This window comes from Actinomadura syzygii, from assembly GCF_008085905.1.
Classification (GTDB): domain Bacteria; phylum Actinomycetota; class Actinomycetes; order Streptosporangiales; family Streptosporangiaceae; genus Spirillospora; species Spirillospora syzygii.
In genome coordinates this window covers 461,212-479,435 of the sequence record NZ_VSFF01000002.1, presented here as the reverse complement: position 1 = coordinate 479,435, position 18,224 = coordinate 461,212, and the positions used below count along the sequence as shown (strand labels likewise).

The window sequence follows — 18,224 nt, the reverse complement described above, 5'->3', positions numbered from 1 at the left end:
CGATGGCAAGGACGGCAGGAGCGCGGACGGTCAGGGCGCCCCACGGCGTCGAACTGACCTGCCGGGGCTGGGCGCAGGAGGCCGCCCTGCGCATGCTCATGAACAACCTGGACCCGGACGTCGCCGAACGCCCCGACGACCTGGTCGTCTACGGCGGCAACGGCCGGGCGGCGCGGTCCTGGCAGGACTTCGACGCCATCGTCGCCACGCTGCGCGACCTGGCGGACGACGAGACGATGCTCGTGCAGTCGGGCCGCCCGGTGGCGGTGTTCCGGACGCACGAGTGGGCGCCGCGCGTGCTGATCTCCAACGCGATGATCGTCCCGGAGTGGGCGACGCTGGAGGAGTTCCGCCGCCTGGAGGACGCGGGCCTCACCATGTTCGGCCAGATGACGGCTGGCTCATGGGCCTACATCGGGTCGCAGGGCATCCTGCAGAGCACCTACGAGACGTTCTCGGCGGTGGCGGCCAAGCGGTTCGGCGGCACGCTCGCCGGGACCCTCACCGTCACGGCGGGACTCGGCGGGATGGGCGGCGCGCAGCCCCTCGCGATCGCCATGAACGGCGGCGTCGCCCTGTGCCTGGAGGTCGACCAGGACAAGATCGACCGGCGGATGCGGCTCGGCTACCTCGACACCCAGGCCGAGGACCTCGACCACGCCCTGTCCCTGGCGCTCGCGGCGCGGGAGCAGAAGCGCGCCCTGTCGATCGGGCTGCTCGCGAACGCCGCCGAGGTGCTGCCGCAGATCGTCGCCCGCGACGTCCCGGTCGACATCGCGACCGACCAGACGTCGGCGCACGACCCGCTCCTCTACGCGGTGCCCGACCTGTCTCCGGGGGACGCCGCCGACATGCGCGTCCACGACCCGAAGACCTACGTCCTGCACGCCCGCGCCGCCATGGCCGACCACGTCGAGGCGCTGTGCGCGCTGCTCGACCGGGGCGCGGAGGTGTTCGAGTACGGCAACGGGATCCGCGTCGAGGCCGACCTCGGCGGGTTCAAGCGGGCCCTGGACTTCCCCGGCTTCATCGTCGCCTACATCCGCCCGCTGTTCTGCGAGGCGAAGGGGCACTGCCGGTGGATCGCGCTGTCCGGCGACCCGGCCGACATCGCGACGATCGACGCGGCGATGCTGGCGGAGTTCGCCGACAACGAGTCGGTCACCCGGTGGCTGCGGCTCGCGGCGCGGCACGTCCGCGTCCAGGGGCTGCCCGCGCGGACCTGCATGCTCGGCTACGGCGAGCGCGCCCGCGCGGGCAAACTGATCAACGACCTGGTCCGGGACGGGAAGGTCAGCGCGCCCGTCGTGCTCGGGCGCGAGCACCTCGACTCGGGCTCGGTCGCGTCTCCGTACCGGGAGACCGAGGCCATGATCGACGGCAGCGACGCCATCGCCGACTGGCCGGTGCTGAACGCGATGCTGAACACCGCGAGCGGCGCGACCTGGGTCGGCGTGCAGCACGGCGGCGGGACGGGCGTCGGACGGTCCATCCACACCGGGATGGTCGTGGTCGCCGACGGCACGCCGCAGGCCGCGCTCCGCGTCGACCGGGTGATGACCAACGACCCCGGCTCCGGCGTCGTCCGGCACGCCGACGCCGGGTACCGGCGCGCCGTCGAGTTCGCCGCCGAGCAGGGCATCCGCATGCCGAGCCTGAACGCCGCCGCGGCCCGCGAGGGCCACGGCGCTGGAGAGGGGACCTGATGGACGCCGCGCCCCTGAGCGACATCCGCGTACTGGAGTTCGGGCACTACATCGCCGGGCCGTTCTGCGGCCAGATCCTCGCCGACCAGGGCGCGGACGTGATCAAGATCGAGCCGCCGGAGGGCGACGCCAGCCGGGGCACCGAGACCCTGTCGTACAACGACGTCTACTTCCACGCGCTGAACCGCAACAAGCGCAGCGTCATGCTCGACCTGAAGACCGACGCCGGGCAGGAGGCCCTCGTCACCCTGCTCCGGTCGGCGGACGTGGTGGTCACCAACTACGCGGTCGGCATCCCCGAGCGGCTCGGCTTCGGATACGCGCAGGCCAGGGAGGTCAACCCGGGCCTCGTGTACGTGCACGCCAGCGGGTTCGGCAACGACAGCCCGTACGCGAAGCGCCCGGCGTTCGACGGGATCATCCAGGCGATGTCGGGGCTCGTCCACCTGACCGGGGAGCCGGACGGGACGCCGATGCAGGCGGGCCTCTTCGTCCCCGACCACGTGACGGGCCTCTACGCGGCGCTCGCGGTGATGTTCGGGTTGAGTAAGCGGCAGGGCACGGGCGAGGGCTCGTTCACCGACCTGAGCATGCTCGACAGCATGATGTCGCTGCTCGGCCCGTGCCTGGCGGAGGTGCTCCAGCTCGGCGTCAGCCCGATGCGGGTCGGCAGCAAGGTGCGGCGGTCGTACGCCGGGACGTATCCGGCGGCGGACGGCCACGTCTACATGGCGCCGATGACGCTGCGGATGTGGACGGCGCTCGCGGGCGTCGTGGACGCCCCGGAGCTGCTCTCCTACTTCACCGGAACCGCCGCCGACACCCGGCTCGAACACCGCGACGACCTCGACCGCGTGATCGAGGCGTGGACCGGCGCGCACACGGTGGACGAGGTCGTCGCGCGGATGGGCGAGGTCGGCGTCCCGTGCAGCCCGATCTTCAGCGTGGAGCGGCTGGTGGACGACCCGCACGTGCGGCATCGCGGCATGGTGCGGTCGATCCCGCTGGAGAGCGGCCCCGGCGAGGTGTTCGTGCCGGGGTCGCCGCTGCCGGTGGTCGACAAGGCGTTCGCCGCCGGACCGCCGTCGATCGGCCAGCACACCGACGAGATCCTCGACCCCGACCCGTCCGGGGCCACATAGACCGATCAGACGTCGATGGTGCGCGGGCGGGCGTCCGGGTTGTCGGCGAGCCAGGGCAGCGTGACGCTGTTGCGCTGCACGACCGGCTTGTACAGCTCGTGGTAGGTGCGGTGCAGGATGTCGATCTCGTTCGCCGGGACCGTGGACGTCCGCCAGCGCAGCACGCGGTAGGAGTCGGTCGCATGGCCCGACAGCGCGACGATCGTGATGCCGTCGCCGGGCTGCCAGGTCGGAGACGCCAGGGTGATCGCGAACCCGGCGGCGACGAACCCGACCGTGCTGCCCATGTCCATGCCCGCGTAGCGGAAGCGGGGCGTGTACCCGGCGGCCTCGCAGGCGGCGCGGAGCATGGCGGTGCCGCCGTCGTCGCCGCCCTGCGGCGGGATCCAGGTCTCCCCCGCCAGGTCGGTCAGGGAGACCCGGCTCCGGCGGGCCAGCGGGTGGGACGAGGCGAGCGCTATCCCGCACGGCTCGACCGTGATCACCCGCTCGGTCGTGCCCGGCGGGCACGGCGGCGCGTGGTGGTCGGCGACGCGTCCCATGAACACCACGTCGACCAGGTCGTTGGCCAGCAGCTGCGTCAGCACCGCGCCGGAGAAGTCCAGGCTCGTCGTCATCGCGCGGTGCGGCAGCTCGCTCTCCAGGCTGCGCAGCCATTCGCCCAGCAGGATGTGCGGGTGCGTGCCGAGCCGGATCCCGGACCGGGACCCGCCGCCCGGCAGCGTCGCCAGGAGGTCGTCCATGTCGGCCAGCACGCCCCGCGCCCGCGCCAGGACGTGCCGTCCCAGCGGGGTCGGCGTGATGCCCGTCGCGCCGCGCACGAAGAGCGGCCCGCCGAACGCCTTCTCGATCCGCCGCAACTGGTTGCTCAGCGTCGGCTGTGAAACGCCGAGAGTGGCCGCCGCGCGGGTGATGCTGCCCGTCTCGGCCAACTGGGTGAGCACCCGTAAATGCCGCAACTCAACTTGCATAGCCGGGAAGTTATGCCTGTTTGGGGGGAGCCGCAAGAGCGTTCCCGATGCCATTCTTCTCTGCGTCGGGCACCACGACGCACCACCCGATGCGGGCTTCCGGACCTGGAGATCTCGTGCACAGCCTCCTCCGCGCCGGCCCGCACGGCGGACCGCTCCCGTCCGCGGTGGCATCGGCGTCGACATGCCCCGGGTCGTCCCGCCTCCCCGCGGGACGGCCCGCCCGGCGGCAGGCGCGCCGCGGGGACGCTCTCGTCCGGGACGGCTCTCCCGTGGGTCCCGGACGAGAGGAGGCTCGGCCTTCCTCGGCGGGGGAGGTCGCCGGGCCCGCGCCGGTGCCGCACCGGCCGTGCCCCCCGGCCGCCGGTGCGGTGCCGGCCCATTCCGGCCGGTCGGCGGCCTATATATCCGTCCCTTATCGCCGGTTGGGCGCGGCCATTGACGGCCAGCAGGGGAAATGGACCGGTCCCATAAGTCGATGATCAATCGGCGGGTCGAACGATTGACACTAAATGCGGCCGAAATGGAGACTCGGCGGCGATGAAGAAGCGATCGCCCGTCCTCGTGGCCCTGGTCTCCGCCGTCTCCGTGTTCGCCGCGTCGGCCGCGCTCGCGGCCTGCTCCGCCAGCGACGAGCCGGCCGTCCCGGGACGGGAGGACGCGTCGGGCCCGCGGGGGACGCTCCGGTTCGGCGTCGGCATCACCCTCGACAACTGGGACAACCTCACCCAGCCCAACACGACCTACCTCTCGACCGTCTACCAGACCCTGGTGGAGAGGGCGGCGGACGGCGTCGCGCTGCGGCCGCGGCTCGCCGCGTCCTGGCAGCAGACCCCGACGGAGATCGCCTTCACCCTCCGGCAGGGCGTGGTGTTCCACGACGGCACGCCGTTCGACGCGGCGGCGGTGAAGGCGAATCTCGACCGCGTCCGCAAAGAGCCGAGTCAATACCAGGCGATGTTGGAACCGGTCTCCGACGTCGTCGCCGACGACGCTTCGCACGTGACCTTGAAGTTGAAGCGTCCCGCCCCGACGCTGGTCGCCCAGCTCGCCGATCGCGGCGGATACATGCTGAGTCCGGCGTCCATCAAGGCTGGGACGTTCAAGGAAAAGCCGGTGGGGACCGGGCCTTGGGCGTTCGACACTTCGGCGTCCGTCCGCGACTCGAAGGTCGTGCTCGCCTATTTCCGCGAGTACTACGCGCCCAAGGAAGTCGGCGCGAAAAAGCTGGAGATCTACCCGATCGGGGACGACGAGTCACGCTTCAACGCGCTCGCCACGAACAAGGTGGACGTGGCCTCCATCCTGCCGGAGATGCGCAGGCGGGCGGAGGCGCAAGGATTCAAGACGCTCTGGTATCCGGCGCTGCGCTACCACTTCCTGTTCTTCGACCGTAAGAAGACCTTCGCCGATCCCAAGGTGCGGCAGGGAATCTGCCAGGCGCTCGACACCAAGGCGATCCTCACCGGCCAGTTCGACGGTCTCGGCGAGACCTACGGCCAGCGGTTCGACCGGGGCCAGCCGGGCTTCGACCCGCTCGTCCAGGGGTATTCGCATGATCCGGCCCAGGCGAAGTCGTTGCTCGCGGGGAAGAACGTGAGCTTCACGCTGCCTGTCTTCCCGGGCACGGACCTGCTGGGCGAACTCGTCCGGTCGCAACTCGGCGCGGCGGGCGCGACCGTCAAAGTCGAGAAGATGTCGACCGCGCAGTATTTCAGCACGTTCGACACCGGGAAATACGCCGCCGCGTACAACACGAGCACGAGCGAGGACGCGGGCCCCTACGACTATTACCGGTACAGGTTCAGCCCCCAGGGCTCCGGCAACCCCTACAAAGCGCGCACCCCGGAACTCGACCGGCTGGCGGAACAGGGCCTCGGCGAGAGCGACCCCGGAAAGCAGACCGCCGTCTGGCAGCAGATGACGAAGCTCATCAACGACCAGGCGCTCGACTGCGGTTTCCTCAGCTACCCGATCGTGCTCGCGTGGGATCCGAAGAACGTGTCGAACATCGTGCCCACCCGTTTCGCGCCCTCGGTCTTCCGCTACTGGGAAGCGACCCCCCGGCGCTGACCCGGTGGACGGCATGGGAAGGCTCCTCCTCGGGCGGGCGCTCGCGCTCGTCCCGATGCTGCTGATGGTGTCGGCGTTCGTGTTCCTGCTGGTGCGCGCGACCGACACCGACCCGGTGCGGCAGGTCCTCGGGGACGGCGCGAGCGACGCCCAGCGGGCCGAGCTGCGGCACGCCCTCGGCTACGACCGGCCCCTCGCCGTCCAGTTCTGGACGTGGCTCGGCGCCGCCGTCCGGGGCGACCTCGGCCGGTCGCTGTTCACCGACCGGGCCGTCCTCGCGTCGTTCGGCGAGCGGCTGCCCGCGACGCTCGGCCTGGTCGCGGGCGGGCTGCTGGTCGCCGTGGCCGCCGGCCTCCCGGCCGGGATCCTCGCCGCGCTGCGCGCCGGGTCGGCGGTCGACCGCGCGGTGACCGGCCTAGCCTCGCTCGCCCTGGCGACGCCCGGGTTCTGGCTGGCGCTGCTGCTCGTCCTCGCGTTCGGGGTGCGGCTGCGCTGGTTCCCGGTGGTCGGGTACACGCCGTTCTCGGACGACCCGGCCGCGTGGGCGCGCGGGCTCGTCCTGCCCGGCGTCGCGCTGGGCGCGCCCTCGGCGGCGGTGATCGCCCGGCAGGCGCGCGGCGCGCTGGCCGAGACGCTGCGCGCGACGTACGTGCGGGCGCTGCGCGCCACCGGGACGTCCCGCCGCCGCATCGTGACCGGCTACGCGCTCCGCAACGCCATGCCGCCGGTGCTCACCGTCATCGGCTGGGAGCTGTCGACGCTGATCGCGGTGAGCTTCGTGATCGAGCGGGTGTTCGGCGTGCCGGGGATCGGGACGCTGCTGCTGGACGGCGTCGTCCGCAACGACATCCCGGTCGTCCAGGGCGGCGTCGTGCTCGTGGCCTGCGTCGTCGTCCTCGTCAACCTCGCCGTGGACGTCGGCTACGGGCTCCTCGACCCGAAGGTGAGGCCGCGGTGAACGCGGACGTCCGGCGGCGGCCTCCGGCCCGGCCCGTGACCGTGGCCTGCGCACTCTACCTGCTGGTGCTCGTCGTGACGGCGGTGGCCGCACCGGTGCTCGCCCCCTACCCGCCGGACAGGGTGGACCTCTCCGTCCGGCTCACCGGACCGAGCGCGGCGCACTGGCTCGGCGCCGACGAACTCGGCCGCGACCAGCTCTCCCGGATGATGTTCGGCGCGCGGGTCGCGCTCGCGGCGTCGTTCGAGGCGGTCGCGCTGGGGCTGGCGGCGGGCGTCCCGCTCGGCCTGCTGGTCGGCTACCTCGGCGGCTGGTGGGACCGCGTCGCGATGCGCCTCGCGGACGTCGCCGGGTCGATCCCGACCCTGCTGTTCGCGTTCGCGATCATCGCGGCGCTCGGCCGGGGGCTGACCAACGCGATGCTGGCGATCTCGATCGTGTTCGCGCTGAACCTGCTGCGCGTCACGCGCGGGGCCGTCCTCGTCGAGCGCGAGCGGGCGTACGTCGACGCGGCGCGCGTCCTCGGGCTCGGCCGGTTCCGGACGATGGTCGGGGAGATCCTGCCGAACGTCGCCGGGCCGCTGGTCGTCCAGGCGTCGATCTTCCTTGGGGTGGCGCAGTTGTTCGAGGCGATGCTGAGCTTCCTCGGGCTCGGCGTCGGCACCGGGACGGCGAGCTGGGGCCAGATGCTCGACAGGTCCCGGACGTACGCGGCGGAGCAGCCGTGGCTCCCCGTGTTCCCCGGCCTGGCCGTGACCTGCACCGTCCTCGCGTTCAACCTCCTCGGCGACGGGCTGCGCGACGCGCTCGGCCGGGCGGGCGACACCGGCCTCCCGTGGGGACGCTCGCGCCGCCGTCCCGTCATCCACGCGACCGGCGGCGCGGTATCGAGGATGGCGTTGCTGACGGTGCGCGGGCTCGACGTCCGCTTCCCCTCGGAGGACGGGCCGGTCGCCGTGGTGGACGGCGTGTCCTTCGACGTCGCCGAAGGGGAGGTCTTCGGGCTGGTCGGCGAGTCCGGGTCGGGGAAGACGATGACGGCGCTGGCGGTCGCCGGGCTCGTCCCCGCGCCGGGCACGATCGGGGCGCGCGCGGTCCGCCTGGACGGGCGCGAGCTGACCGGCCGCTCCGACGCCGAGCTGGCCCGCGTCCGCGGCCCCGGCATCGCGATGGTCTTCCAGGACCCGTGGGACGCGCTGTCGCCCGTCCATCCGGTCGGGCGCCAGATCGCGGAGCCGCTGCGCACGCACGCCGGGCTGTCGCGGAGGGCGGCGCGGGAGCGGGCGGCGGAGCTGCTCGCACAGGTCGGCGTCCCGGACGCGCGCCGCCGCCTCGACGACTACCCGTTCCAGTTCTCCGGCGGGATGGCGCAGCGCGTGATGATCGCGCAGGCGCTCGCCTGCGATCCGCGCCTGCTCGTCGCGGACGAGCCGACCGCCGCGCTGGACGTGACGGTGCAGCGCCAGGTCCTCGATCTGCTGCTCGACCTGCGCGAACGGTTCCGGACGTCCATCCTGCTGATCAGCCACGACCTCGGCGTCGTGGCGGAGGTGTGCGACCGGGTCGCGGTGATGTACGCGGGGCAGATCGTGGAGACCGCGCCCGCGTCACGGCTGTTCGCGGCGCCGCGCCACCCGTACACGGCGGCGCTGCTCGCCGCCACGCCGCGCGCGACGGAGCAGGTCGCGGGCGCGCTGCGGACGCTGCCGGGGACCGTCCCGGAGCCGGGGGCGCGGCCCGCCGGATGCCGGTTCCGGCCGCGCTGCGCGTTCGCGGTCGGCGCGTGCGCGGCCGGGCCCGTCCCGTTCGCGGACGGCGCCCGCTGCCTGCGCCGCGACGAACTGGTTCTCGGGCGCGAATAGGCCCTGGAAAGGAGACGGAATGGCGAACGGACGGCGGACGCTCATCAGAGGCGGCCACCTAGTCACCATGGACGACACGCTGGGCGACCTCCCGTCCGGCGACCTGCTCATCGACGACGACGTGATCGCCGCCGTCGTCGCGGCGGGTGCGGCGGGTGACGCCGACGCGGTCATCGACGCGAGCGGGATGATCGTCCTGCCGGGCCTGGTGGACACGCACATCCACCTGTGGCAGACCGTCCTGCGCGGCATGGCGTCCGAGCTGTGGACGGGCGAGTACTTCGAGCGGGTGCTCCCCTACCGGGCGCGGTTCCGTCCCGACGACGTCTACGCGGGCGGCTACGTCGGCGGACTGGAGCTGCTGTCGAACGGGGTCACCACCGCGCTGGACTTCTGCCACTGCATCGTCTCGCCGGGGCACGCGGACGCGGCCGTCGCGGGGCTGGTCGCGGCCGGGCTGCGCGGGGTGCACGGCTACAGCCTGCGCGCGAAGCCGCCCGGCCATTTCACGACGCACGACCAGCGGTCGGCGGACGCCGTCCGGCTGAACGGCGAGATCGCCGCGCGCGGCAAGGGCAGGGTCGGGCTGATGCTCGCGCTCAGCGACCTGGAGACCGTGGACGTCCCGACCTGCGCCCGCGAGGTCGCGCAGGCGCGCGAGCTGGGGCTCCGCATGACGATCCACTCCAACTTCCCGGGCCAGGTCACGGCCATGCACGAGGCTGGGCTGCTCGGGCCGAACCTCCTCCTCGTCCACTGCAACGTGGTCACCGACCGCGAGCTGGACATGCTCGCCCACGCCGGGGCGGCGATCTCCGTCACGCCCGGCGTGGAGATCGGGCTCGGATCCCCGTTCACCGTCCTCGGACGGGCGATCCGGCGGGGCGTTCGGATCGGGTGGGGATGCGACATCCCCAGCTTCACCAACTCCGACCTGATCGCGCAGATGCGGCTGGCGCACCAGGTGCAGAACTTCCTGGACGGAGCCGCCGAGCGCGCGGAGGGGCGCAGCGGGCGTCGTCCCGGCGTCCCGACGCTGACGGCGCGCGACGTGCTGCGGCACGGCACGATCGAGGGCGCGCGAGCCCTCGGCCTGGACGACCGGATCGGCTCGCTCACCCCCGGAAAGCAGGCCGACGTCGTCCTGCTGCGGGCACCGGAGTTCGGCACGTCGCTGTGCGACCCGGCCGCCCACCTGCTGCTGCAGAGCGGCGTCCAGGACGTCGACACCGTGCTCGTCGCGGGGCGGGTCCGCAAGCGCGGAGGCCGCCTGACCGGCGTCGACCCCGGCTTTCTCACGGCCCTCGTCGACCGCGCCCGAAGCCACGTGCTCGCCGCGGAGCCGCCCCCGGACTAGCTCGGCGGCAGCGCCACGCTCGCCTCCGCCGTGTGCACCATGAACGTGAGCGACTCCTGGAAGTAGAGCTGGACGCGCTCCGCGTCATGCGCCAGGTAGCCGATCGACAGGTCCTGGCCGAGGCGCAGTTCGTAGTCGCCGCCGCGGGTCGAGACGAGGAGCGCGCCGTCCAGCGCGGGCGCCCAGATGATCTGCCCTTCCGGGACGAGCTTCACGAGGTGGTCCCACACCGGGTACCCGTGGTCGGTGCTCTCCGCGACCGCCGTGTACGAGGCGGCCGACAGCAGGAGGTCGTACGGGCCGCCGACCCCCTGCTCGCGCAGCGCCGTGACCGCCCGCGCGACCGTGGCGGGCAGTTCGCGGACGTCGGCGGGCAGCGGCAGCGGGCTGTTCGAGCTGCTCGGCGCGAGCCCGGCGATGCCCGCGTCCGCCCAGCCGTGCAGGGCGGCGCGGTCCTCGGCGAACGCGATCTTCTTGGCGGCGTCCTTGACCGGCTGCCAGTCGGCGTCCTGCGCGCCGCGCTCGACCGCGTCCACGGCGCGCCGCTCCACCGAGAACGGCACCCGCAGCTCGACCAGGTGCCGCGCCTCCCGCCGCGACGCCAGCACCCCGTCGGCGGGCGGGTCCAGCGGGCGGACGTGCCCGGTCCCGACGGCGGCGAGCGTCGGACCGTCCGGCCCGGTCACGTCGACGACCCGCCGTCCCGCGACATGGCTCGTGAAGGTGCGCCGCGCCTCCGCCTCAAGGTCGGCCCACGCCGCGTCCGAGATCGGGGCCAGCTCGCGATGGAGATTGTTCATCGTGCGGTGCTCCTGTTCAGGCTGCCGATGTGGAGAGAGTCGTCGCTGACCGGCGACGCAGCGGGTTCGGCGGGTTCGGCGGGTTCGGCCTCGGGCGCTGGCGCCGGGACGGCGGCGGCGAGCGCGTCGCGCGCGGGGGGATCGTCGAGGAAGTCCGCCGTGGGCACGAAGAACAGGCAGCCCGTCACCGCAGTGGAGAAATCGAGGATGCGGTCGTAATTGCCCGGAGGATTGCCGATGAACATGTTGCGGAGCATCCGCTCGATCACGTCGGGCGTGGCGGAATAGCCGATGAAATAGGTGCCGAACTCGGCGGAGCCGAACGTCCCGAACGGCAGGTTGTCGCGGACGATCTGGCGTTCCGTGCCGTCCGGGTCGACGATCGTCGTCTGCGCGACGTGCGAGTTCGTCGGTTTCACGGCGTCGGGCAGTTCGATGTCGGACAGTTTCGTCCGGCCGATGACGCGCTCCTGCTCCTCGACCGGCAGCGCGTCCCACGTCTTGAGGTCGTGCAGGTACTTCTGGACGATGACGTAACTGCCGCCCGCGAACTCCGGGTCCTCGTCGCCGATGCACACCGCCGCCTCGGCCGCCGCCCCGTCAGGGTTCTCGGTGCCGTCGACGAAGCCCAGCAGGTCGCGTTCGTCGAAGTACTTGAAGCCGTGCACCTCGTCGGCGACCTCGGCCCAGCCGTCCGTCCGCTCCATCAGCCGGGCGGCCAGCTCGAAGCACAGGTCCATCCGGCAGGCCCGCAGGTGGAACAGCAGGTCGCCGGGGGTGGACACGGCGGTGTGCGCCGCGCCCGCCAGCTCCCGGAACGGGTGCAGCCCGGCGGGGCGCGGCCCGTCGAACATCCGGTCCCAGAGCCCGGCGCCGATCCCGGTCACGCAGCTCAGCTCGCCGTCCGGGACGCGGAACCCGACCGACCGGGTCAGCCCCGCGATGTCGGCGAACAGCTCCCGGACGGCCTCCTCCGCGCCCGCCCGCACCGTCACGACGAGGAAGATCGCCGCCTGCGCGGGCGGCATCAGCACCCGTTGCGACTCGCCACGTCCTGCCACCGGCTTCACCTCCGCACCCCGCGTCCCGGTGGGACGCCCCTTGGGAGATGCCCCGTCGGAGATCGTCCGCAACATGATCGCGGAAAGCGGCGCGGGAAAGCCGGGGTCAGGACGGCGGCGGCTCGTCCAGCCGGGCGACCAGGGCGCGCAGGGCCGCTATCTCCAGGTCGAGTTCCTTGGCCCCGGCCCCGGTCAGCGTCACCCAGGTACGCGGGCGCCGCCCGTGGTAGCCCTTGTGGATCTCGATGTAACCGGCCTCCTCCAGGGTCCGCAGGTGCCGGGACAGGTTCCCGTCGCTGAGCGACAGCGCGTCGCGGAGGTAGCCGAACTCCGCCCGGTCCACCTCGCGGAGGACGGCGAGGATGCCGAGCCTGCTCCGGTGGTGGACGGTGTCGTTCAGCCCCTGCGTCGGATGGGGAGCGCCCTCGCTCATGCCCTGGAAGCCTTTCGCCTGCGTGCGGCCGTGCGTAGTTGCAGTATGGCGGCCCCGGCCAGCAGCACCGACGTCAGGATCAGCAGGTTGTAGCCGGGGGCCATGAGCAGGTCGATCGAGCCCCCCGACGGCGGGATGATCCAGAACGGCTGCTCGCCGAGCGGATACATGCTCATCACGGCCGCCAGCACCCCGTACACGACGGCGACGGCGCCGGCGCCCCAGCTGCGTTCGACCCACGCCAGCCCGAGCAGGCCGAGCGCGATGGCGAGCAGCGGGCTGAGGGCCATCAGCGGCGGATGGTCGGCCAGGCTCCCGTGGTACTCGTCGGGCCCTTCCTGCCGGAGGGCGAGGACGACCACCATGAGGCCCATCAGTCCGGCGCCCGCGTAGAGCCAGGTCCGCCAGCGCAGCGCGAGGCCGATGCTCTCGGCGCGCCGCCGGTACCACAACGCGCAGCCCGCGTAGCACAGCGGCGCCACGACCAGCCAGAACAGGATCGATAGGGCGGCGGACCAGTCGGCCCAGTAGAGCCCGGCGTAGCCGCTGACCGGGCCTGGATCGACCGCGAAGCCCCCGCCCGCGTTCCCCGGGACGAAGAACGGGTCGTGGCTGAAGTCGAGCGTGCCGCCCTCCGCCGGCACGCGGAAGAACGGGTGCCGGTAGAGCAGCGCCGAGGCGAGGGTGAGCCCGGCGAACACGACGAGCGGGACCGCCGCGCCGTGGACCCGCGCCCGGGTGAGCCGCCGTAGCCGTCCGATCTCGTCGAGCACGGCGGCAGGGGATTCCTGCATCTCTTCTCCGATTCTCTTGGCTATGGAGATTACTTTGCGGTTGCGAGTACTCTCCTGTCAAGAGCGCGGGAGGACGCCGCGCCCGGACATGCGAAACCCCCGCAGAACAGGGGCCTGCGGGGGTTTCGCGTGCGGCGGATTCGCGTGCGGCGGTTTCGCGTGCGGAGGGGCGCCGGTCAGCCGAGGGCGATGGCGTTCAGGTACCAGCTCGTGTGGGGCAGCCACTGCTCGCCCCAGCGCCAGTCGTCGTCCTTGCCGGTCTTGGCGTAGCCCTCGTCCCAGGCGATGCCGCTGCCGTCCACGTTCTTGCCGGTGATGCCGTTGACGATCCCGCCGGACGTCTGGAGGAACTGCCACGACCCGAGCCACAGGTACTGCGGGTTGTTGCGCCCGGAGCCGTCCAGCATGCAGACGTCGTAGGGGTTGACGCCGAGGATCCAGTTGAGCTGGTCCGCCGCGTAGGAGCGCAGCTTCGCCGCGAACGCGCGGTCGTCGGAGAACTGCCGCGCGGCGAGGCGGGCCGCCGTCGCGAGCGAGGCGATGCGGGCGTTCTCGCCCTGCCACCACTGGTCCTTCGTCCGCGGGGTCACGTTGTGCGGGAAGAAGAACCGGCTGGCCCGGGCGCCGGTCGCGTCCTGGACGAGCTGCCGCGCGTACCCGAACGGGTTGCGGACCTCCTCGGTGACCGCCAGCTCGAACGTCATCGACCGGCGCACCGCGTCGAGCGCCTTCTGCTTGGCGTCGCCGTCCGCGATGCCCGCGTAGGCGAGCAGCGCGACGACGGGGAGCCCGGCGTCGGACGGGTGGAAGTACGGGCGGTCCGCGTCGTCCGCCCGCCAGTAGTCGCGGTAGCCGTGCCAGGAGACGAGCCGGGCGGAGAGGTTCGCGGCGCGCTTGTCGGCGGCCTTCTTGTAGGTGTCGTCCTCGGTCGCGCGATACAGTTCGATGGCCGCGAGGAGAGCGTTGTAGTCGTCCTGGATATTCTCTTTTCCATCGTTGGTGAGGCGGACGTTGTTCGCGTCAAGATAGGCGAATGCGTCCTTGGCGGCCGCCAGGTACTCGGAGCTCTCGTAGTCGCCGGAGACGTCGTGCGTGCTCGCGATGGCGAGCGCGGCGATCGCGACGCCGCCGCCCTCGCGGAAGTTGACCTGCGCGGCGCCGAGGGTGCGCTTGACCGGGTCCTTCGGCGGGCCGGGCTGGCCTACGGAACTGTAGAAGGACTGGCCTGGAACGTGGACGCGGCGGATGTAGTCGGCGCCGAAGAGGCCCTCGTCCTGGAGCCAGGTCCGCAGTTGGGTGAAGTCGTCGTTCTTGCGGGCGGTCAGTTCGCGGTAGGAGATCAGCAGCGACCAAGCGGTCAGCGGAATCTGCAGCGTGTTGAAATAGGAGAGCGCCGACAATTGCGTGAAGTGTTTGCCGAAATCGCCGGTCGCGTCGTACCATCCGCCGTGCGCGTCGAAGGTCTTGCCGGTGTTGCCGAGCGGCAGATGGTGGTCGAACTTGTCGAACTGGCCCGAACACCGCCAGCCCTTGAAGTGGCGGACGACGTGCGCGAGCGTGTAGCGCTCGAGCACGGTCGCCTCGATCTTGAACTGCGCCGACCGGGCCGAGCCCACGGCCAGGTAGTAGTCGCCCGCCCGGTCGACGCGCGAGAAGTCGGCCGTCCAGTAGTCGGTGCCGTCCCAGTCCGCGACGTTTCCCGCGCGCTGGAGTCTGCCGCTGTGGACGGTCTGCCCGGTGACCGCGTCGACCAGCCGGAACCGTCCGGGCGACCGGCGCCCGGTCACCACGGCGCGCTTCGGGGCGCCGGGGTCGTACCCGACGTTGTTGGCGAAGACCCGCGTCGTCGCGTCGTCGTGCTCGGGCGGCGCGGCCGCCTCCGCCGGGGCCCCGACGACCGAGGCCGCCGTGTACCCGGCGCCGACCGTCGCCGCGCCGATCAGGAAGCGCCGCCGCCCCTGCCCGCCGACCTCGGGTTCCACGCCCGTCTCCGGCGCCGCGCCCGCTTCGTTCCCGCTGCCGTTCGAGTGCCGTGTGCGCATGCCTCGCACCATCCTTGTGCCGTTGGAGTCCCCGATGCGTCCGACCTTCAGATGTAATTTGGTTAAGAACGTTGCAATATTCTGTGATCTCGGGGCGAAGGTCAAGAGGGGGACGGCGAGATGATCGACGGCGGCGGCGGACCGGCCTTGCTGAGGCGCATCAACGAGAGCACGGTGCTGGCGCGGCTGCATCGTGCCGGGCCGCTGCGGCTGGGTGACCTGAGCGACCGGACGGAGCTGTCCCGGCAGACGATCGCGCAGGTCGTCGCGTCCCTCGTGGACGACGGCCTGGTCGAGTACGTCGAGGACGACCAGTCGGGGCGGCGCTCCCCCGGCCGTCCGGCGCGGCTGGTCCGGCTGCGCCCGGACGCGGCGCACGTCGTCGGCATCGACATCGGCCCGCACCGCACCCTCGCCGTCGTCGCCGACCTCACCGGCCGCATCGTCGCCGAGGACCGGGGCGACAGCAGCCGCCTGCACAGCAGCGACGAGATGCTCGCCCACGTCCGCACGCAGGTGAACGAGACCCTCGCCCGCGGCGGCGTCGACCCGGGAACGGTCCGCGCGGTCGGCGTCGGCACGCCCGGCATCGTCGAGGCCGAGCACGGCGTCGTCGTCCGGGCGCCCGACATGCCCGGCTGGACGTCGATCGACCTCGCCGACCGGCTCCGTCCGGCGGTCGGCTGCCCGGTCATGGTGGAGAACGACGTGAACCTCGCCGTCCTCGCCGAGCGCTGGCGCGGCGACGGCCCCGACGCGGGGATCGTCGTCGCCGTGCAGTGGGGCAGCCGGGTCGGCGCGGGGATCCTCGTCGGCGACCGGCTGCTGCGGGGCGCGCACGGCGCGGCGGGCGAGGTCGGCTTCCTGCCCGCCGCGCAGGGCCCGCCGATCGGCGCGGCGACGCTTGGACCGTTCGAGCGCCGGGTCGGCACGACCGCGATCGCGGAACTCGCCAACGACGACGCCACCCCCGACGACCCGGCCAGCGCGACGCTGACCGCCGCCCGCGCGGGCGACCCCACGGCGCTGCGGGTCATCGACACGGTCGCCGCGCGGTTCGTGGAGGGCCTCGCGCCGCTGGTCCTGATCCTCGACCCGGACCTCGTCGTCATCGGCGGCGGCGTCGTCCGCGCCGGGCCGCCGCTGCTGGAGGCCATCGAACGGCACCTGCACGGGCGGACGCTCGTCCGTCCGACGCTCGCGCTGTCGACTCTGGGCGATCACGCGGTGGCGTTCGGCGCCGCCCGCCTCGCCCTGGACGAGGTCGAGCGGCGGCTCTTCACCGTCCGCTAGAGGCCGGTCGCGGTCCGGACGAGCCCGGCGAGCGCCAGGGACCGGCTGTGCGGCGGCCACGCGATCACCGTCGTGACCCGCGGCGCGTCCACGACGGGCACGACGGCGACGTCATCGCGCAGCAGCGGGCGCACCGAGTCGGGCAGGACGGCCGAGGCCCGCCCGAGCGCGATGAGCTGGAGCAACTGCACATGGTCCCGGACGGCCGGGCCCGCGCCCTCCGGGTACGTGCCGTCGGGACGGGGCCAGCGCGGCATCGGCAACCCGGGCAAATCCGCGACGTCCGCCATCCGCACCCGCGCCTCGACGGTGAGCGGATGCCCGGCGGGCAGCACGACGACCTGCCCCTCCGTGGCCAGTTCCTCGGTGTCGAACCCGACCGTCGAGTCGTACGGGCGGTGCAGCAGCGCGACGTCGGCCCGGCCGTCGCGCAGCAGCCGCTCCTGCTCGCCGGGCCCGCACAACTGCACGTCGACGGCGACGGCGCCGGGCTCGGCGGCGTAGGCGTCGAGCAGCTTCGCCAGCAACTCGCTGGACGCCCCCGCCTTGGTGACCAGCACCAGACTCTGCCGGCCTGCGGCGGCGCGCCGGGTACGGCGGGCGGCGGCGTCGACCGCGTCCAACGCCGCCAGTCCCTCCCGAAGCAGGACGGCCCCGGCCTCGGTGAGCACGACGCCGCGGCTGGTCCGCTCCAGCAACGTCAACCCGAGCCGTCGCTCAAGCTGCCCGATCGCCCGCGAAAGCGGCGGCTGCGCGATCCCGAGCCGCCGCGCCGCCCGCCCGAAATGCAGCTCCTCGGCAACAGCCACGAAATACCGCAGCTCCCGCGTCTCCACGCCCCCCAAACTACCCGCCAACCCGCACCACCCCACCTGGCACGACCACCTGCACCACCACTCCCGCCCGGAGCGCGCGGGTCAGTGCGTTGTGATCTCCGCGTTCGGGAGGACGAGGAGTTCGGCGCGCGCTCCCCGGGCCCTGACGTGGTACCGGGCGCGGTCGCCGCGGACGACGCTGCGGCAGTGCTCCACCGGTTCGTCGTCCTGGTCGAACGCGACGAGTTCGACGAGCAGCGCGGGGCGGCCGCGGCGCTGGTCGAGGAGTTCGGCCTCGCGGGTGGGAAGCGCGATCGGCTCGATGGTCTCCTGCGCGTGCTCCAGGCGGACGCCGTACCGCTGGGAGAGGAGCTCGTACAGCGACTCGTTCGCCAAGTCGAAGTCGAGAAGGCCGGGGAAGCGGTCGGCGGACAGGTGCACCTCTTCGAGCAGCAGCGGTTTGCCTCCGACCAGGCGCAGCCGTTCCAGGAGGTAGGTGTCGGCGCCCTCGGGCAGGCGCAGCGCGTCGGCGATCGCGCGTGGCGCGGGCTCGCGGGCGGCGGCGAGGACCCGGGTGCTCGGATCGAGGCCGCGGGCGCGCATCTCCTCGGTGAAGCTGCCGAGCAGGGCGAGGTTGCGGTCGAGGGGCGGCTCGGTGACGAACGTACCGCGACCGCGTTCGCGGACGAGGCGGCGCTCGCGGGCCAGCTCGTCGAGCGCCCGGCGCACCGTGACGAGGCTGCACCCGTAGAAGTCGCACAGCTCCCGTTCGCCGGGGAGGCGGTCGCCGGGACGCAGTCGCCCCGCGGCCAGCGCGTCGCGCAGGTGCCGGTAGACCTGGTAGTGGAGCGGGACCGGGCCGGTGGTCAGCTCGACGTGTCCCCCGCGGAACAGGTCCGTTCGTGTTGTCACGCGCG

At 72.7% G+C, this 18,224-nt stretch carries 15 protein-coding genes; 7 read left to right on the top strand and 8 right to left on the bottom strand.

Going from position 1 to position 18,224, the window contains the following annotated elements; genetic code table 11:
• The first annotated feature begins 2 nt into the window (after positions 1 to 2).
• Positions 3 to 1,706, top strand: a complete 1,704-nt coding sequence (gene hutU / locus FXF65_RS06240) for a urocanate hydratase (protein WP_148348726.1) — start codon at positions 3 to 5, stop codon at positions 1,704 to 1,706.
• Positions 1,706 to 2,848, top strand: coding sequence for a CaiB/BaiF CoA transferase family protein (locus FXF65_RS06235; RefSeq protein WP_148348725.1), 1,143 nt, complete (start codon positions 1,706 to 1,708; stop codon positions 2,846 to 2,848). Before hutU ends, FXF65_RS06235 begins: the two co-directional genes overlap by 1 nt.
• Positions 2,849 to 2,853: 5 nt before the next feature.
• Here FXF65_RS06235 and FXF65_RS06230 read toward each other — a convergent pair whose 3' ends face one another.
• A complete protein-coding gene (locus FXF65_RS06230) occupies positions 2,854 to 3,819 on the bottom strand; it encodes a LysR family transcriptional regulator (RefSeq protein WP_187412122.1) in 966 nt (321 codons plus the stop codon).
• Positions 3,820 to 4,359: 540 nt separating this feature from the next.
• On the opposite strand from FXF65_RS06230, the gene FXF65_RS06225 reads away from it, so the two are divergent.
• The 4 genes from FXF65_RS06225 to FXF65_RS06210 are packed head-to-tail and all read left to right on the top strand — an operon-like array spanning position 4,360 to position 10,069.
• Positions 4,360 to 5,892 (top strand): ABC transporter substrate-binding protein, encoded by a 1,533-nt coding sequence (locus FXF65_RS06225; protein ID WP_148348723.1) that lies wholly within the window; start codon positions 4,360 to 4,362, stop codon positions 5,890 to 5,892.
• 13 nt (positions 5,893 to 5,905) lie between these two features.
• Complete coding sequence (locus FXF65_RS06220; protein WP_148348722.1) at positions 5,906 to 6,850, top strand: ABC transporter permease; 945 nt, start codon at positions 5,906 to 5,908, stop codon at positions 6,848 to 6,850.
• Complete coding sequence (locus tag FXF65_RS06215) at positions 6,847 to 8,712, top strand: dipeptide/oligopeptide/nickel ABC transporter permease/ATP-binding protein (protein WP_148348721.1); 1,866 nt, start codon at positions 6,847 to 6,849, stop codon at positions 8,710 to 8,712. The genes FXF65_RS06220 and FXF65_RS06215 overlap by 4 nt, the downstream gene beginning before the upstream one ends.
• A 19-nt stretch (positions 8,713 to 8,731) precedes the next feature.
• Entirely contained in the window at positions 8,732 to 10,069 is a 1,338-nt protein-coding gene (locus tag FXF65_RS06210) for an amidohydrolase family protein (RefSeq protein WP_148348720.1), read from the top strand.
• Here the strand turns inward: FXF65_RS06210 and FXF65_RS06205 are convergent.
• The 5 genes from FXF65_RS06205 to FXF65_RS06185 form a co-directional block, all read right to left on the bottom strand.
• Entirely contained in the window at positions 10,066 to 10,869 is an 804-nt protein-coding gene (locus tag FXF65_RS06205; protein WP_148348719.1) for a family 1 encapsulin nanocompartment shell protein, read from the bottom strand. The genes FXF65_RS06210 and FXF65_RS06205 overlap by 4 nt on opposite strands.
• Positions 10,866 to 11,930: a Dyp-type peroxidase gene (locus tag FXF65_RS06200; protein WP_246198381.1), complete on the bottom strand. Its 1,065-nt coding sequence runs from the start codon at positions 11,928 to 11,930 to the stop codon at positions 10,866 to 10,868. The genes FXF65_RS06205 and FXF65_RS06200 overlap by 4 nt, the downstream gene beginning before the upstream one ends.
• Positions 11,931 to 12,036: 106 nt before the next feature.
• The gene (locus tag FXF65_RS06195; RefSeq protein ID WP_067898336.1) at positions 12,037 to 12,363 is read right to left on the bottom strand and encodes a winged helix-turn-helix domain-containing protein; all 327 of its coding nucleotides are present in this window, start codon (positions 12,361 to 12,363) and stop codon (positions 12,037 to 12,039) included.
• A complete protein-coding gene (locus tag FXF65_RS06190; RefSeq protein ID WP_148348718.1) occupies positions 12,360 to 13,157 on the bottom strand; it encodes a hypothetical protein in 798 nt (265 codons plus the stop codon). The genes FXF65_RS06195 and FXF65_RS06190 overlap by 4 nt, the downstream gene beginning before the upstream one ends.
• Positions 13,158 to 13,333: 176 nt before the next feature.
• Positions 13,334 to 15,199 carry a glycoside hydrolase family 9 protein gene (locus tag FXF65_RS06185; protein WP_148348717.1) on the bottom strand — a complete coding sequence of 622 codons (1,866 nt, stop codon included), beginning with the start codon at positions 15,197 to 15,199 and terminating at the stop codon, positions 13,334 to 13,336.
• A gap of 120 nt (positions 15,200 to 15,319) precedes the next feature.
• Between FXF65_RS06185 and FXF65_RS06180 the strand changes: the two genes are divergently transcribed.
• Positions 15,320 to 16,492: an ROK family transcriptional regulator gene (locus FXF65_RS06180; protein ID WP_148348716.1), complete on the top strand. Its 1,173-nt coding sequence runs from the start codon at positions 15,320 to 15,322 to the stop codon at positions 16,490 to 16,492.
• On the opposite strand, the gene FXF65_RS06175 is transcribed toward FXF65_RS06180, so the two are convergent.
• On the bottom strand, positions 16,489 to 17,328 hold the full coding sequence (locus FXF65_RS06175) for a LysR family transcriptional regulator (protein ID WP_148348715.1): 840 nt from the start codon (positions 17,326 to 17,328) through the stop codon (positions 16,489 to 16,491). The two genes, FXF65_RS06180 and FXF65_RS06175, sit on opposite strands and share 4 nt — an antisense overlap.
• Positions 17,329 to 17,409: 81 nt before the next feature.
• Positions 17,410 to 18,219, bottom strand: a complete 810-nt coding sequence (locus FXF65_RS06170) for a GntR family transcriptional regulator (protein WP_187412120.1) — start codon at positions 18,217 to 18,219, stop codon at positions 17,410 to 17,412.
• Between the last annotated feature and the right edge of the window lie 5 nt (positions 18,220 to 18,224).

Excerpts from the sequence above, each read along its gene's own strand:
- hutU (WP_148348726.1), top strand. The coding sequence starts at position 3 with ATGGCAAGGACGGCAGGAGCGCGGACGGTCAGGGCGCCCCACGGCGTC.
- FXF65_RS06235 (WP_148348725.1), top strand. The coding sequence starts at position 1,706 with ATGGACGCCGCGCCCCTGAGCGACATCCGCGTACTGGAGTTCGGGCAC.
- FXF65_RS06230 (WP_187412122.1), bottom strand. The coding sequence starts at position 3,819 with ATGCAAGTTGAGTTGCGGCATTTACGGGTGCTCACCCAGTTGGCCGAG.
- FXF65_RS06225 (WP_148348723.1), top strand. The coding sequence starts at position 4,360 with ATGAAGAAGCGATCGCCCGTCCTCGTGGCCCTGGTCTCCGCCGTCTCC.
- FXF65_RS06220 (WP_148348722.1), top strand. The coding sequence starts at position 5,906 with ATGGGAAGGCTCCTCCTCGGGCGGGCGCTCGCGCTCGTCCCGATGCTG.
- FXF65_RS06210 (WP_148348720.1), top strand. The coding sequence starts at position 8,732 with ATGGCGAACGGACGGCGGACGCTCATCAGAGGCGGCCACCTAGTCACC.
- FXF65_RS06205 (WP_148348719.1), bottom strand. The coding sequence starts at position 10,869 with ATGAACAATCTCCATCGCGAGCTGGCCCCGATCTCGGACGCGGCGTGG.
- FXF65_RS06195 (WP_067898336.1), bottom strand. The coding sequence starts at position 12,363 with ATGAGCGAGGGCGCTCCCCATCCGACGCAGGGGCTGAACGACACCGTC.
- FXF65_RS06190 (WP_148348718.1), bottom strand. The coding sequence starts at position 13,157 with ATGCAGGAATCCCCTGCCGCCGTGCTCGACGAGATCGGACGGCTACGG.
- FXF65_RS06185 (WP_148348717.1), bottom strand. The coding sequence starts at position 15,199 with ATGCGCACACGGCACTCGAACGGCAGCGGGAACGAAGCGGGCGCGGCG.
- FXF65_RS06180 (WP_148348716.1), top strand. The coding sequence starts at position 15,320 with ATGATCGACGGCGGCGGCGGACCGGCCTTGCTGAGGCGCATCAACGAG.